The sequence below is a fragment of the Clostridium vincentii genome (genome assembly GCF_002995745.1).
In the GTDB taxonomy this organism is placed as follows: Bacteria; Bacillota; Clostridia; order Clostridiales; family Clostridiaceae; genus Clostridium; species Clostridium vincentii.
This window is the reverse complement of record NZ_PVXQ01000055.1, coordinates 1-15,231: the sequence shown is the minus strand read 5'-3', so window position 1 is coordinate 15,231 and position 15,231 is coordinate 1. Positions and strand designations below refer to the sequence as shown.

Here is a 15,231-nt window from a genome sequence, read left to right as displayed (position 1 = left end):
ATAAATCCAACTCCATTCTTTTTATCTTAGCAATAAAATTATAATGGATAATTTATGTATTGGGGAGATGTTTTTACATCTCCTTTATTTTTTTGCTACCTTTGCCTACTAAAATTATACTCTAACGTTTTCTATAACTGTTTTTATAAAATTTTCTTGTATCTTTTATTATGATAATTTATAATAGTTATATACTTTGATAGTCAAAGTATTTTTGAAATAATGTGAACCACCACTACCCTACTGGGATAGTAGCTTCTAGTAGACAATATTTGAAGACTAGGTGCACCAGACTAAATAAAGCGAGGTAAAAATAATGAATATAAACCCTTTAAAAATAGAAAATTTATCAGTGCGTCTACCTATAATTCAAGGTGGTATGGGAGTAGGCGTATCTTTATCAAATTTAGCTTCTGCTGTTACTAATGCAGGAGGAATAGGCGTTATATCTGCAGCACAAATTGGCTTTCGCGAAGAAAACTTTGAAAACAATGCGTTAGCTTGCAACTTAAGAGCATTAAAAGAGGAAATTAAACTTGCAAAGGAAAAATGCAATAACGGTGTCCTTGGAGTTAATATAATGGTTGCGACTCGTGGTTATGCTGAGTATGTTCAAACTGCAATTGAATCTGGTATCGATTTAATTATTTCTGGTGCAGGACTTCCTACTATGCTTCCTAAATTAGTTAAGGATTCAATGGTTAAAATAGCCCCTATAGTATCCTCCCTTAAGGCTGTTAAGGTTATCTTAAAGCTTTGGGATAAACATGATAATATTACAGCTGATATGGTTGTTATAGAAGGCCCTAAAGCTGGTGGTCATTTAGGATTCAAGGCTGAAAACTTAGAATTAGAAATGGATAATTTTGATGAGACCATCTTAAATATAATAGAAGAAGTTAAAAAGTATAGAGAGAAATATTCAAAAGATATTCCTGTAATAGTAGCTGGTGGAGTTTTCACTGGTGAGGATATTGCAAAATTCCTAAAACTTGGAGCAAATGGAGTTCAAATGGGAACAAGATTTGTTGCTACAGAGGAATGTGATGCTTCATTGGAATTTAAAATGGCTTATATAAATTCCAAAAAAGATGATGTAACTATTGTCAAAAGTCCTGTTGGAATGCCAGGACGTGCTCTTCTTAACCCTTTTGTTAAGGAAACTAGAATTAATAAAATTAAGGTTACGAAATGTTATAATTGCTTAACGCCTTGTAACCCTGCAGATACGCCTTACTGTATAAGTAAAGCTCTAATTAATGCAGTTAATGGGAATATGGATGAAGGTCTTATCTTCTGTGGAGATAATGCTTATAGAGTAGAAAAAATGAGTACTGTTCAGGCAATAATGACTGAATTAGAAAATGATATTCTTGCAATATAAATACAAATAAAAAATGGATTACCTTTTATTAAGGTAATCCATTTTTATTTTATAAATCAGCCGGAAATTCAAGTCCAATCTGTTTTCTAGCATTCTCCATAATTTCACTAACCCATAAGGAAGTTTCAAGAGAATTTATCTTAGATACCTTTTCTCCTGAATTAATTACATTTATAAATTCTTCAATTTCATAGCACATATCATCAGCTTCTTTAAATACAGAAATATTTTCTTCGTGTCCATCTCTATACTTAATATTTATATCTGCTGGACCATTTATTTTATCAATAATAATATTTCCCTCTTCACCTTGTATTTCACAAGGCAAATATGAATTAGCTATCTTAGAATATTGAACTACTCCATTCATATCTTTATAATTAAATAAAATTGAACCTTGCCCATCTACACCTGATTCTAACATTATAGCATCTGCTTTAATATTTTCTGGTTTTCCAAAAAGTACAACCATAGGATAAATACAATAAATACCTATATCCATTAAGGCACCATTAGATAATTCCTTCTTAAAGGCATTCAATACTATCCCTTCCTTATATTTATCATATCTAGATGAGTACTGACAGTAGCTTGCAAAATATCTTCTTATCTTTCCTATCTTATGAATATTCTCCATTAAAGCTTTAAAATTAGGATTTACTGTAGTTTTCATTGCTTCCATTAAAACAACATTATTTTTATTAGCAGTCTCAATCATTTTTTTTACTTCCTTTGAATTAGAAGCAAATGCCTTCTCACATAAAACATGCTTTCCATTTTCTAAACAAGTAATAGCTTGACTAGCATGCATAAAATTAGGAGAAGCTATGTAAATTGCATCTATTTCCTCACAGCTTGCCATTTTTTCTAAAGAATCAAAAAACAATCTAGCTCCCTTTTTTTCTCCAAAATCTTTAGCTTTATCCATATCCCTTGAATATACCCCAACTAATTTAAAATTTTCAACCTTAGTAGCTCCCTTTAAAAAATTCTCTGTTATTCCACTAGTTCCTATTATCCCAAATCTTATTTTTCCCATTTTACACCTCTTATTTATAAATTTTACCTACTAATTAGTTAATTCTTTTAATCTATTATAATTAATATTTGTCATTAAAGGCTTCTTCATCCAATGGTTTGAACATCCACAATAATCTAAAACTATACATTGAGGATTAAATCCTAACCTTAAGGCTTTCCAGCCTCCAGAGATTAAATTAAGGACACAAGCTATTCCTATTACTCCAACTTGATTATTCTCTTCATCATATGTATTAAATAATAAGCTTTCATGAGGAATAGTATACACTTTAAATTTGTACTCATTTTCTAAGGCTGTTAATTTGCTAACATTGCAGACCTTAGAGCAATTTATACACTTATAACCCATATTTTCTATAATTCCTTTACAGCTTGTATTAATTTGCCTCATACATGCAGGTAAAAATACTAGTTTTCCCCTGCACTTAAGAAACTTTTCTTTGTATACATCATTCATAATTTCTGCACTTACCATATTAAAATAGTATTGTATTTCAGACTTACCACAATAAATATAATCCTCTTTATATTTATGTTCTATACCGTAAGTTTTCAAGTAGCTTTCTACATTTTCAGTATATATATGAAGTTGCTTTTCACCAATATCATTTAAATAGTTATTTAAATTTTCACATTCAATTACAACTTTATCTATATATTCATTGTTTCTATTCTCTAAAAATTTCATCCAATTATTTAACCTTATTACTTCTTCATTAAAATCTCCTGTTGCTTGGAGCCATTTTATTATTAATTTTATATCATCTAAGGATATGTTTTTATTTACGTATTTTTTCTTGATAAGTATCTTACTCATCAATTTCCCACGAAGCTCATCAATTTTATATTTATTTTTTCCCGTGCTTTTCATTCTTAATTTATTTAAGAATGAAAAAACACCTCTTGTAATAACTTTAAACGCTCTAGCATTATTAATATATTCCTTTATTACCACTCCTATTAAAAGTAATTCAATAAAATACTCTTCTCTTGTCCTAAGATTCTCTATTTCATTATTTTCAATGAAACACATAAAATCCTTTAGGATGTCTCCAGTATCTCTTAAACATTTCCCGGTAAAATCTTTACTGATTTTGGATACAAGCTCATAATATTCATTAGAATCTTCATTATCTAATTTTAAGGAATAAGTTAAATAATTCATTGTATCCTCCAAAAATTATACTTTGCTTAAAGTCCCTCTATTAAACTCAATTATAAGAAAAATTATATGTCTATCCTATCATTATATAATAAAAACTCTCCTTAATCCTTATTTAAGGCAAGAAGAGTCTCTTTACTCATTATTTATTTTCTTTCAGCTATTACCTTATCAATAATCTCTATTCTTTCTTTTCCCAGGACTATTGCTATCTTTCCTTCTATGTTTCCATTTTTATAGATTTCATTAACATCTACCATCTTAAGAACCTTCAGTTCAAATTTTTCATAGCTCATTAGCCCATCTAAATTTAAATCTACTAAGTCTTTTAAACACATTGCTAACTCTCTTGGGTTTTTATAAACTGCTCTCATATTTATCTCCTTAAACTTTACCGACATTTATTTTACTTCTATGTATATTGTCATTATAAATTATTCTCTGATTATTATCAATATTTTTTGTTATTTGATAATTTTCGCCCGAAATATTTAATATGCCTCGAATCTAAAATTTCAGATAAATCTAAAAATTCAATCTATTACAATAGGATCTGGAGACTCTGGTGCTTCTGGTGCTTCTGGGGCCTCCGGTGCTTCAACTCCATTATTTTCTTCTTCTACTTTTTCTTCTATCTTTTTATTTTCTTTTATTTTTTCATTGTTCTTTTCAGCGTTTGTACTTGAATCTATATTTTTGGTGCTATCTGAACTCTCAGCACTACTATCCTCTATACTATCTTCTATAGTTTCAACCTTGTTCCTATTTACTATAATTCCATCATTGGTACACTTTATTTTTAGATGTTTTTCTATAAATGCCATAGGAAATAAATATCCATCTCCATCCTTAGTGATTTTACTTAGGATAGGTAATTCATATCTCTCATTGCTATCTATATCTATAACAACTCTACTCTTTAAAGTTAAAATTTTATCATCTAAATAAATGTAGCTTCCTTCTGTATCAAATGAAAGCTTTCTATTATTAATAGTCATTTCTATTTTATTATTATTATTTTTTGTTTCTATATTCATTGCCTTAGCAAGTTCTATAATATTAATAGCTTTACTACCACTATCATCGGTATAGGGTACAGTAACAACTTCCGCTTTGATAACAATCCCCCTATAGAAAATAGAAAGCAGAAAGATTAGGCCAAGTACTAGTCCTGTTTTTTTAATATTTCTCATCAGATTTACCTCCATAGTTTACATGTCACTTATCTCTACTATGCTTAACAAGCCAACTTTAGGAGAACAATATTTATAAATATTTCCTGTTTCTGCATAAATATTAACTTGTACCCCAGATATTTTTTTATCTGGATTAGTTCGTATAAAAATATCTCCATAGGTTTTAGCTTGAGCTAATATTTCCTCATTACTTAAATTATCCAGATCCATGGTTAATGCTAAAGTAATAATACCATCCTTAGAACCTACAAGGTCTTGATCTGTGTATTCTTTAATATTCTGACTTGGCTCTGCCCGTACTTCTTCAAAGTGTTCAACCTCTATAGTCTTTTCTTCTAAATTAATATTTGCTTTTGAAATTAATCCTTCATAATAGAAATCATCATCTAAAACTTCAGTTCCTTCTATGTATTGAATGCATATTTCATTTTCTTTTACGCTATTATCAGTTGCAATTTCATATATATTTTCATTCAATTCTTTAATTTCATCTAGGGATAACATACCTGATATAACTATATTTATTATTTCAGAATCCTCTTCTACTTTTATTACGTTATATTCTGTAGCTATTAAATCTTTAATTCTTCCTTCATTAAAATTATTGGAGAACTTAATAAAATATATAGCTACACATAGTGCAGCTATACTAATAAACAAAATGATTATAATACTTCTCTTGATCTTCATTCTTTTTCCCCCTGAAAAGTTTAGTACCACATATAAATTGTACCAAACTTTCTTAAGTCCTCAAATATTGTTTATTTTATTTAAATATCCTAATGGCTGGTGTTTCCTACATCTTCTTATCTTGTTATCATGATATCTCTTTATCTTCTTATCATCATATCTTGTTATCGTGATATCTCTTTATCTTCTTTCCTAGAAATATTCTTCACTTACAATAGCTTATTTATTATCTTTAATCAAACTTTCAATTTTATATCTACACCTGTCACCGTTACATCCGCCTGTACCAGCTCCAGTTTCTTCTTTTACATCCTGAAAAGTAGTAGCGCCAGCTTTCACTACTTTAATTATTTTTTCTTCAGTAACTCCTCTACAAAGACATACCTTTGACATTGTTTCATCTCCTTTTTTATTTGTATTTAAAATCTATAGTTATTTATTCTTCTTAATTATTTTTTTAATTTTATCTTTGCACTTATCTCCTTTGCATCTCCCAGTACCAGCTCCAGTTACTTTCTTTATATCATGGTAAGTAGCAGCTCCAGCTTTCACTGCTTCAATTATTTCTTTTTCAGTAACTCCTTTGCAGGAACAAACTTTTGACATAATTTCATCTCCTCTTTTTCACTTCTTTATGTATATTCTAATCAATAACTATTATTTGTCAAGCTTATATGAATATGGTGTTTTAGAACTATTCTTAATTCGTGCTAATACCCTATTATACCCAATATAAAGAAGCTATATAAAAAATAAACCTATTCTAAAAACTTTTCTGTAACTATTATTCTTTGAATTCATATTTTATATCGTGTTATGAATTATTTTGAAAATAAGAAAAGAGGCTATAAAATGTGTGGAATTGCAGGAATAATTAATTTTAAGAAGGATATTTCAAATAATAGACATACTCTTCACTCTATGAGTGATACCTTAGCTAAGCGTGGACCTAATGCTGAAGGGTACTACATTTCAACTAATGTTCTCCTTGGTCATAGGCGATTGATTGTAGTTGATCCTGAGGGTGGCAAGCAACCTATGATAAAAAAATTAGAAAACAGAGAATATACTCTAGTTTATAATGGTGAGTTATATAATACTGAAGACATAAGAAAAGAATTATTACAAAAAGGGTATAACTTTGATTCCTACTCAGATACTGAGGTTTTACTTACTTCTTATATTTGCTGGGGAGTTAAATGCCTAGAGAAGCTTAATGGAATTTTTGCCTTTGCAATTTATGATAAAGGTAATAACAGAGTATTTTTAGCTCGTGATGCCATGGGAGTTAAGCCTTTATTTTATACAATTAAGGATAATAACTTTATCTTTGGTTCAGAAATTAAAACATTACTTGCTCACCCTCTAGTTGAAGCTTGCATTGATGGCAATGGATTAACAGAGATTTTTGCATTAGGTCCTGCCATATCACCTGGAAGTGGAATTTTAAAGGATATAAAAGAGATTCCCCCTGCTCACTACGGGATTGTAACTCCTAGTGGTTTAACGCTAAATGAATACTGGAAATTAACCGCTACTGAAAATATAGAAAGTGAAAAAACAATATTAGAGCATACAAAAGACTTGCTAACAGATGCTATTAAAAGACAGCTTGTTGGAGATGTTCCTCTATGCACCTTTTTATCTGGGGGGCTAGACTCTTCTGCCATATCAGCTATTGCAGCTGAAGAATACAAAAAGAAAAATAAAATATTAACAACCTACTCAATAGATTATGAGGATAATGATAAATATTTTAAATCCTCCTTATTTCAACCAACTGCTGATCAATACTGGGCAGTAGAAATGTCTAAGTTCTTAAATACTAACCATCGTACAGTGACTCTAAATCATAGCGATTTATTATATGCCTTAAAGGATGCAGTTCATGCTAAGGACCTTCCTGGCATGGCTGATGTAGACTCTTCCCTTTTCCTTTTCTGTGAAGAGGTTAAGAAGGACTTTGTTATTGCACTATCTGGCGAATGTGCAGATGAGATTTTTGGTGGATACCCTTGGTTTACTAATCCAGACCTTAAATATGCTGATACCTTCCCTTGGTCTAGATTTATTAATAATAGAGTTGATATTTTAAATAAAGATTTAAATCATCTTAAAATATATGATTATGCTCAAGATCAATATCATTCAACCCTTAATGAGGTTCCTCATCTTCCTAATGAATCTAAGGAAGAGTTTAGAATGAGAGAAATGTTTTATTTAAACCTAAAATGGTTTATGGTAACTCTCCTTAATCGTAAAGATAGAATGAGTATGGCAAATAGCCTTGAAGTTAGGGTTCCCTTTGCTGATTATAGATTAGTAGAATATGCTTTTAATATTCCATCTTCAATAAAATTGCTAGAGGGACGGGAAAAGGGACTTCTTAGAAAATCTCTAGAAGGAGTACTTCCTAAAGACATAATTTATAGAAAAAAGAGTCCTTATCCAAAGACTCACAATCCAATATATACAGATTTGGTATGTTCAACTATGGATGATATTTTGAACAATCCTAATTCTCCTATTCTTTCTCTAATAGATAAGAAAAAAATCAAAGAAATTGTAGACTCTAGGGGTTCATCCTATACTAATCCATGGTATGGACAGCTTATGACCGGACCTCAACTTATAGCCTACCTTATTCAACTAAATACTTGGCTTGAAGATTATCATATAAGAATATGTTAAAATGATTTAAATACAAAATAAATAATAGGAAAAACAAATTAACTGCACTCTATCTAATTGACAGAGTGCAGTTAATTTAATCTATGGCATCCTTGATTTGTTATTTTCTTTCATGTGCCTTAAATATAATTTCTAACATTAACAACCTTACCATTTTCTATATATACCCGTGGTATTCTTTGTTTAATCATACAAAGAACTTCATAATTTATAGTTCCCATAGCCTTTGCCATATCATCAGCATTAAATTTTAGATTATCAGCTTGTCCAAGAATAATAACCTCATCCCCTACCTTAACTTCACCAACATCAGTTACATCAATCATACATTGATCCATGCAAATTCTACCTACAACGGGGGCTAGCTTCCCATTTATAATCACCTGAGCTTTGCCACTTAAAAGTCTTGAATACCCATCACCATAGCCTATTGGCAAAGTCGCAATGATACTTTCCCTATTAGTTTTAAATGTTCTACCATAGCTTACATACATATCCCTATCAAGTATCTTCACATGACATACCATAGTTTTTACAGTCATCACATTTTTAAGAGTTAGATTTTCTTTCTTTACTTTCTCTGAAGGATAATACCCATATAATATTATTCCAGCCCTTACACCATCTAAATATGTTTCTGGCAAATCAATAATTGCTCCACTATTTGATACATGTTTTAACGGAATATTTATTCCTCTTTCCTCAAGCTTATTAATAAACTCCTTCAATTTTGAAAATTGTTCATAAGTATATTCCTTATTCTCTTCATCTGAAGTAGCAAAATGAGTAAATAAACCTTCAATGCTTATACCCTCTAATGCTGATATTTCTTCAATTATTTTAATATTTTTATCCTTAGGTAAAAATCCTATCCTTCCCATACCTGTATCTACGGCAATATGTATTTTTGCAGTCTTCCCTAATGATAAAGCCATTTCAGATAATCCCTTTGCATACTCTAAATCATAAACCGTTTGCTCTATATCATTTTTTATTAGATCCTCTCCGTATTCCAAAGGAGTATACCCTAATATAATAATAGGTACGTTAATATTGTTTTCAATAAGCTCTAAAGCCTCTGTAATTAATGCTACAGCTAATTTACTTGCTCCATTGTTAATAAAAACTGGGGCTAAATCTATGGCTCCATGTCCATAGGCATCTGCCTTCACCACTGCTATTACTTCTTTACTTCCAACTATCTTTTTTATATTTCTTATATTACATTTAGCCGCATCTAAATCTATTTCCGCCCACACTTGTCTCATAATTTTATTCATAACCTACACCTCTTTATTTCCTCATATTCATTATTTTTTTTGAAAATACCGTTATTAAAATTATTACGGCTAACGGAATCATAAATTTTAATGAAAAAGGATGTCTAAAGCTTGGACCTAAAATGGAAAAGCATAGAGTCTCAGGTATTATTCCAATAACTGAAGCAACTATGAATGTACTATATTTTACATTTGTAAATCCACACGCATAACTTAATGGGTCATAGGGTAATATTGGTGGTAATCTTAATAAAAATAAAATTTTAAACCCATTCTTCTGCATATTATCATCCAATTTTATAAACCTATCACCAACTATACCTTGTACAAAATCCTTTCCTAAAAATTGAGCCAAGTAAAATGCTACAGTACCAGAAATGAAAAATCCCACAAGACTAAGAATAAATCCATTTATTGGTCCAAACAAAATCCCTCCAGCAACTGCAAGAAGATTACTTGGCACAATCACGAAGAATGGTTTAATTGCAAAAATTAATAAATATACTCCAGCAGCATAATGTCCTTTTTCATGAATGAAATGTACTATTTTTTCAATTCTTAATCCTTTTATAAAATGCCAATTCATTACTACTATTGCCAATGCAATAATTACAAATATGATAAAAATTGCAAACTTAATTCTGTTCACGTTTTTGTTTTTACTCATCCTTTACTCCACACTTTTATATTCGACAAAACCTTATACAAAATTTTACCACATATTCCACATAATTATATTAAAATCTTTAAAAAGATAAATATTAGTAGACTTTATAGGCTTTAAATTTCTCTAGTCTGTATTATTAAAAATTCTTTTTCTTCATTATTCAAATAACTATTTAGTTTATCATAAACAGTTTTATGATATTGGTTTATCCATTTCTTTTCTTCAATCGTCATCATTTCTATTTCAATACCCTCTAAATCTATAGGACAATATGATACTGTCTGGAACTTATAGAATTCTCCCATATCTTCATCTTCACATGATTTGGTTACAAGGAGAACATTTTCTGTCCTTATTCCGTGCTTACCTTTCTTATAAACTCCGGGCTCATTAGTTATTATCATCCCTGGCTCTAAAACAGTATTACTACCTTGCTGTCTAAAGCTCTGAGGTCCCTCATGGACATTTAAGAAGAAGCCTACTCCATGTCCTGTTCCACACTTATAATCTATACCATAGTCCCAAAGAGGTCTTCTAGCTAGTATATCTAAATTCTCACCTGTTGCTCCCTTTAAAAAATTAGCTGAAGCTAGGGCAATATGTCCTTTTAATACTAATGTGAAATCTCTTTTTTCCTCTTCACTTAAATCACCTAAAATAAAAGTTCTAGTAATATCTGTAGTTCCATCTAAATATTGAGCACCTGAATCTACTAAAAACATTCCTTCAGATTCTAATGTATACTTACTTTCTTCTGTAGCTGCATAATGCATCATTGCTGCATGGTCTTTATAACCTGCTATTGTATTAAAGCTAAGTCCCTTAAAATTTTCTCCTTTAGACCTAAAATTCTCTAACTTATCTGCTGCAGAAATTTCTGTAATATTCAAATTCTTAACATTTTCATTTAGCCATTTAATAAATTTAACCATAGCAACTCCATCTCTGACTTGGGCTGCTTCAATATTCTTAATCTCTATTGCATTTTTTATAGCCTTTAACTTTGTTGTTATATTCATATGTTCAATAATTCTAATTGTCTTCTTAATTGACAAATATATTTTGGCATTCACTTTACTGGAATCTATAATTACAGAATCCTCTAAATCTTTAACATCTCTAAATATATCAGAGTATTCTTTTATTATTGTCTCTTCACTTTCTAATTTCTGTGAAACTTCTTTATTAATTTTAAAATTATCCACATATAAAATTGCTTTATCCACAGTTATTAGTGCATAACTTAAAGTTACCGGGTTATAATCTATATCATTTCCTCTAATATTAAAAAGCCATGCAATATCATCTAAGGATGTTAAAATATAATTTTCACCCTTTAAAATTTTCATTTGATCTCTTACTTCCAATAATTTTTCTTTAGTTGATTTACCTGCAAATTTTATTTCATGATTGAATACTTTCTCAGTTGGCATCTTTGGTCTATCAGTCCATATATCAACTAAAATATCTCTTTTAGTTTTTAATTTAAAATCATTTTCTTCAGCTATTTTTTCGTATTTTATATAATCCTTAGCTGATATTACATTGCCATCAAAGGCTAATACTTCACCTTTTTTTAAATTTATTTTAATCCATTCATCAATGGTTTCATAACCTGGCATTTTCATTTTCATAAGTCTTATTCCACTCTCTTGAAGTTCTGTCTCTGCTTGGATGAAATATCTCCCATCAGTCCATAAAAAAGCTTTTTCTCTACCTACTAAAAGTGTCCCTGCTGAACCACTGAATCCTGATATAAATTCTCTTCCATTATAGTAATCAGGAACATACTCACTTTGATGTGCATCCGAACTTGGAATTATATAATAATTAATTTCATACTTATCCATTTCTTTTCTTAATTCTTTTAATCTATTCATTATCATAATTCTCCTTAAAAAGTTTTATTAAATTTAATTATATTATATCTTACTAGGATATACATTTAAACATCAAAATATAATTATTATCCCTATAAAAAATACTGCCTTAAAATAAAAATTTCTTTTCATTTTAAGACAGTATCCTCTGAGTTTAAATATTACTGCATACTAAGCCCATTGATTATTTGTTGCAGTCTTCTTTTTCCCCTTAGAATTACTTCCGCAGGAAGCTAAACTTTTAGGTTTTTCTTTGTTCCCTGAATCATTATTGTCACGCTTTTCATTCATAATATTAATCCCTCCTCAACTAAACTTCTCTATTAGTATCTGCAGGGATTAAATATTAATGCTATGAAAAGTATTCCTTATTTTTTTATAAAAAAATAAAACCCGCAAGCATTTCGGTTCAATTTAGTTCTTTTATTTGGTATCACTTGGTTTTATTTCGTCCCCTATTCTAGTAATAGACTCATTCTATAAATTAGCTTGTCCCTCTTTATACCTCCTTATTTTACCCTATAAGGGGTAAAAAAGGAGGTAAACTTATTTTTACCTCCTTTATTTTAAAAAATATAAAAAGACACCTATATCGCTATAAGTGTCTTTTGCTTATATCCTGCATTTCTTTTTATAATCACTCTTCTAATAGTTCACTACAATGGTATCTCATATAACCTTGAACATCATCTAAATTGTTATTTAATTGATTATAAGAGTTAGGGTCCTTCTGGTTTCCAATGATATCATATATAGCATTATAGTTGTTATCATTATAAATAATATCCTGCACTATACACTTATTATAGTAATCATATTCAGGCTTCATGATTTTTCTTATTTCTTGTAATATATCCATGGCAGCTTTTTTATCCTCATTTATTAATAGTTTAAATCCTTCTTCTGATTTATATATATAATTTTATATGTTCTTTTATTACAGTTTATCATTCTACATCATTACTTTACTATATATTCACGTATCTTCTAATCTAAAAATCTATACGCCAAAACCACTCCAACCCCTATTATGTAAGTGATTGAAGTGGCTTTAATTTTGAAATAATTATCCTTAATCTATTATTGCCATAGATTTTAATAAAAAAATATTGTTAATTCCATTAAAATCATTGGCTACATCTTCTTCATATTCATATGTCTCACATCTCTTTTCCAATGTAAGTCTGAAATCTCTAATTTCAACTCTCTTAATTACTTTAAATTCACTTTGATTTTGAACCTCTAATGTTGCACTCATTTCATCTAGAAAATCATAGACATATGCAAATGAATCGTATTCATCTTCTTTTAAACATTTTTCTGCTAATTCCAGAGCTTTATCATTAAATTCATCATCCCACATTAAATCTCTATTACCATATAATAAAATTTTATTTCCACTCTCGTTACCTTCTGCAAATTCTATATTAGGATATAACTCTTTTAATTTTTTTATTAATTCTTCCATAATTAACACCTTCTTATTTTACTAAATCCTTAAAAAGTTTAGCCAATTTTATTGCATCATTTACATCTATTTCGTTCATATCATCTTTTTTATAATCTGCTTGATGTCTAAGCCTTTTTAGATTATACGCGCATGTATTAACTCGTGGTCTTAGTACTTTTTTTGAAAGTCCTTTATCAAGAAAATACTCAATTGTAAACTCGTGACTCCCTTTGAATGGTTTTTCAGTTTGATTTCTACATTCTACTTTAACTTTATCTAATAAGTCTAAAGAGTCTAATTTAAATAATATCCTTTGGTATAAACTATAGTATGCCCTATTCACGCATGAATTATATTTTTTATTTTCCCTCAAAATTTCACTAGCTTCTAAAGATTCCTCTGATTTTAGATTATATGTCCTTTACTTTACCTCAGCAAAACTTAATTCTCTAGGCAATGTATTTTTAATCCCAGAATTATCATAAGTAATATCCAAGTATTTTAAAATATCAGGATAAATAAAATTATTAACAATATAAGGCATAATTTCATTAGAATCTTTGTCATTAAGAAACTCATTCATAATATAATTCTTTACTTCAAAAGTTGAAACATATTCAATTTTCAACCTAGACAATTCTTCTTCTGAATCTTTTCCTTTTTCTGTTATTTGTATACTTGTTTTTATACCAAGTTTAGCATTTTCTTCTTCTGACAACTTTCCTATTGCAAATTCACCTGTTAGATTATTGCTTTTTAGTCCTTTCGCTCGTTTTCCACTAAAATTTATACTTGTTAATTCATTACTGATTAACTTAAAATCCTCTACCTTCATATGTACCCCCATATCATTATATTTATACCTCAAATTAAGCATTTTTCAAATATTTGGATATAAATATATAAAAAACAAGCACTATGCTTGTCCATTCTTGACTAGTTGTTTTGTTCTTTTGTTCTTTTGTTCTTAGTATTATCTTATCTTAATTCTTCCGTTTTGTGAAGTAAAATAATATGTTTTTAATATAAAATATTCCATATAATCTACTATGACCCTTTAAATGACTCATTGTACTTATAATATTACTTCCTTAATTTATCCTATTAAATATATATCCATATATTATTTTATATTATGTTTTATCTTCCTTACTACTATTTCCAGGTACTTATTTGAATATCCTTGGGTCTATTTGTTAATACTATAAATAATTAAATAGTGAAGGAGGGCTTATTATGACAAGGCATGATAGTATGTATGTAATCTCCTTGATTGCATTAATTATCTTAGCTGCTATCTTTTTTAGATAATGACTAAGCTTATAGGATATCTTATATCCTATCGGTGTGCCTTATAAACAAATTAAATGATAATAAGCCCATAAAATAAAAGGTGTCCCCCTATAATCTCATTTTGGGTGGTACCTTGATTTTTTCATCTGGCATTTTTATTTTTCTAAATTACTATACTCATATTTCTTAATCTTTTAAAATTTCTATGTTTTTTATGCTATTACATTTTATCAAGACAGTTTTATTATCATCATTATAATCTTCAAATATTTCTTTGTTACTATACCGATATGACGTATATGATAATAACAATAGTTCTCTTTCTTTGTCATCCGGATCTAATGTGTAACTGTCAAGCTTTCCTATATATACGTAAGCGTCAAATAACTCATCACCTAGGACTGGCAGTAAATTAATGTGATAATACTCCTATACTTAGTAGGAGGTAATTTGCATGGCAAAAAGAAGATCTAAAGAAGAATGGATGATACTTGTAA

The 15,231-nt window shown here is 29.2% G+C and carries 16 protein-coding genes; 2 read left to right on the top strand and 14 right to left on the bottom strand.

The window, feature by feature from the left end; translation table 11 throughout:
* Positions 1 to 316: 316 nt before the first annotated feature.
* Entirely contained in the window at positions 317 to 1,384 is a 1,068-nt protein-coding gene (locus CLVI_RS16000; RefSeq protein WP_106061105.1) for an NAD(P)H-dependent flavin oxidoreductase, read from the top strand.
* Positions 1,385 to 1,433: 49 nt separating this feature from the next.
* Here the strand turns inward: CLVI_RS16000 and CLVI_RS15995 are convergent, their stop codons facing one another.
* The 7 genes from CLVI_RS15995 to CLVI_RS15965 form a co-directional block, all read right to left on the bottom strand.
* Positions 1,434 to 2,423, bottom strand: coding sequence for a Gfo/Idh/MocA family protein (locus CLVI_RS15995; protein ID WP_106061104.1), 990 nt, complete (start codon positions 2,421 to 2,423; stop codon positions 1,434 to 1,436).
* A gap of 30 nt (positions 2,424 to 2,453) precedes the next feature.
* Positions 2,454 to 3,590, bottom strand: a complete 1,137-nt coding sequence (locus CLVI_RS15990; RefSeq protein ID WP_106061103.1) for a DUF116 domain-containing protein — start codon at positions 3,588 to 3,590, stop codon at positions 2,454 to 2,456.
* Positions 3,591 to 3,733: 143 nt separating this feature from the next.
* A complete protein-coding gene (locus tag CLVI_RS15985; RefSeq protein WP_106061102.1) occupies positions 3,734 to 3,961 on the bottom strand; it encodes a TIGR04540 family protein in 228 nt (75 codons plus the stop codon).
* Between the two features lie 159 nt (positions 3,962 to 4,120).
* A complete protein-coding gene (locus CLVI_RS15980; protein ID WP_106061101.1) occupies positions 4,121 to 4,780 on the bottom strand; it encodes a hypothetical protein in 660 nt (219 codons plus the stop codon).
* Between the two features lie 18 nt (positions 4,781 to 4,798).
* Positions 4,799 to 5,473 carry a hypothetical protein gene (locus CLVI_RS15975; protein WP_106061100.1) on the bottom strand — a complete coding sequence of 225 codons (675 nt, stop codon included), beginning with the start codon at positions 5,471 to 5,473 and terminating at the stop codon, positions 4,799 to 4,801.
* Positions 5,474 to 5,692: 219 nt separating this feature from the next.
* A complete protein-coding gene (locus CLVI_RS15970) occupies positions 5,693 to 5,866 on the bottom strand; it encodes a (2Fe-2S)-binding protein (RefSeq protein WP_106061099.1) in 174 nt (57 codons plus the stop codon).
* Between the two features lie 39 nt (positions 5,867 to 5,905).
* Complete coding sequence (locus CLVI_RS15965; RefSeq protein WP_106061098.1) at positions 5,906 to 6,079, bottom strand: (2Fe-2S)-binding protein; 174 nt, start codon at positions 6,077 to 6,079, stop codon at positions 5,906 to 5,908.
* Positions 6,080 to 6,325: 246 nt separating this feature from the next.
* Here CLVI_RS15965 and asnB point away from each other — a divergent pair, with 246 nt between their 5' ends.
* On the top strand, positions 6,326 to 8,164 hold the full coding sequence (asnB, locus tag CLVI_RS15960; protein ID WP_106061097.1) for an asparagine synthase (glutamine-hydrolyzing): 1,839 nt from the start codon (positions 6,326 to 6,328) through the stop codon (positions 8,162 to 8,164).
* A gap of 119 nt (positions 8,165 to 8,283) precedes the next feature.
* Here the strand turns inward: asnB and alr are convergent, their stop codons facing one another.
* The 7 genes from alr to CLVI_RS15925 all read right to left on the bottom strand — a co-directional run bounded on the left by alr (position 8,284) and on the right by CLVI_RS15925 (position 14,276).
* Positions 8,284 to 9,444, bottom strand: a complete 1,161-nt coding sequence (gene alr / locus CLVI_RS15955; RefSeq protein WP_106061096.1) for an alanine racemase — start codon at positions 9,442 to 9,444, stop codon at positions 8,284 to 8,286.
* A 13-nt stretch (positions 9,445 to 9,457) separates the two neighbouring features.
* Positions 9,458 to 10,111 (bottom strand): TVP38/TMEM64 family protein, encoded by a 654-nt coding sequence (locus CLVI_RS15950; RefSeq protein ID WP_106061095.1) that lies wholly within the window; start codon positions 10,109 to 10,111, stop codon positions 9,458 to 9,460.
* A 113-nt stretch (positions 10,112 to 10,224) separates the two neighbouring features.
* Positions 10,225 to 12,000: an aminopeptidase P family protein gene (locus CLVI_RS15945; protein WP_106061094.1), complete on the bottom strand. Its 1,776-nt coding sequence runs from the start codon at positions 11,998 to 12,000 to the stop codon at positions 10,225 to 10,227.
* A 628-nt stretch (positions 12,001 to 12,628) separates the two neighbouring features.
* Complete coding sequence (locus CLVI_RS15940) at positions 12,629 to 12,850, bottom strand: hypothetical protein (RefSeq protein WP_106061093.1); 222 nt, start codon at positions 12,848 to 12,850, stop codon at positions 12,629 to 12,631.
* Between the two features lie 213 nt (positions 12,851 to 13,063).
* On the bottom strand, positions 13,064 to 13,459 hold the full coding sequence (locus CLVI_RS15935; RefSeq protein ID WP_106061092.1) for a hypothetical protein: 396 nt from the start codon (positions 13,457 to 13,459) through the stop codon (positions 13,064 to 13,066).
* A gap of 13 nt (positions 13,460 to 13,472) precedes the next feature.
* Positions 13,473 to 13,784 (bottom strand): hypothetical protein, encoded by a 312-nt coding sequence (locus tag CLVI_RS15930; protein ID WP_146127341.1) that lies wholly within the window; start codon positions 13,782 to 13,784, stop codon positions 13,473 to 13,475.
* 78 nt (positions 13,785 to 13,862) lie between these two features.
* Positions 13,863 to 14,276, bottom strand: coding sequence for a hypothetical protein (locus tag CLVI_RS15925; RefSeq protein ID WP_106061090.1), 414 nt, complete (start codon positions 14,274 to 14,276; stop codon positions 13,863 to 13,865).
* Between the last annotated feature and the right edge of the window lie 955 nt (positions 14,277 to 15,231).

What these genes read in the sequence shown, in the direction of transcription:
- CLVI_RS15985 (WP_106061102.1), bottom strand. Translation starts at nt 3,961, where the DNA reads ATGAGAGCAGTTTATAAAAACCCAAGAGAGTTAGCAATGTGTTTAAAA.
- alr (WP_106061096.1), bottom strand. Translation starts at nt 9,444, where the DNA reads ATGAATAAAATTATGAGACAAGTGTGGGCGGAAATAGATTTAGATGCG.
- CLVI_RS15990 (WP_106061103.1), bottom strand. Translation starts at nt 3,590, where the DNA reads ATGAATTATTTAACTTATTCCTTAAAATTAGATAATGAAGATTCTAAT.
- asnB (WP_106061097.1), top strand. Translation starts at nt 6,326, where the DNA reads ATGTGTGGAATTGCAGGAATAATTAATTTTAAGAAGGATATTTCAAAT.
- CLVI_RS15940 (WP_106061093.1), bottom strand. Translation starts at nt 12,850, where the DNA reads ATGGATATATTACAAGAAATAAGAAAAATCATGAAGCCTGAATATGAT.
- CLVI_RS15935 (WP_106061092.1), bottom strand. Translation starts at nt 13,459, where the DNA reads ATGGAAGAATTAATAAAAAAATTAAAAGAGTTATATCCTAATATAGAA.
- CLVI_RS15970 (WP_106061099.1), bottom strand. Translation starts at nt 5,866, where the DNA reads ATGTCAAAGGTATGTCTTTGTAGAGGAGTTACTGAAGAAAAAATAATT.
- CLVI_RS15925 (WP_106061090.1), bottom strand. Translation starts at nt 14,276, where the DNA reads ATGAAGGTAGAGGATTTTAAGTTAATCAGTAATGAATTAACAAGTATA.
- CLVI_RS15950 (WP_106061095.1), bottom strand. Translation starts at nt 10,111, where the DNA reads ATGAGTAAAAACAAAAACGTGAACAGAATTAAGTTTGCAATTTTTATC.
- CLVI_RS16000 (WP_106061105.1), top strand. Translation starts at nt 317, where the DNA reads ATGAATATAAACCCTTTAAAAATAGAAAATTTATCAGTGCGTCTACCT.
- CLVI_RS15975 (WP_106061100.1), bottom strand. Translation starts at nt 5,473, where the DNA reads ATGAAGATCAAGAGAAGTATTATAATCATTTTGTTTATTAGTATAGCT.
- CLVI_RS15965 (WP_106061098.1), bottom strand. Translation starts at nt 6,079, where the DNA reads ATGTCAAAAGTTTGTTCCTGCAAAGGAGTTACTGAAAAAGAAATAATT.
- CLVI_RS15995 (WP_106061104.1), bottom strand. Translation starts at nt 2,423, where the DNA reads ATGGGAAAAATAAGATTTGGGATAATAGGAACTAGTGGAATAACAGAG.
- CLVI_RS15980 (WP_106061101.1), bottom strand. Translation starts at nt 4,780, where the DNA reads ATGAGAAATATTAAAAAAACAGGACTAGTACTTGGCCTAATCTTTCTG.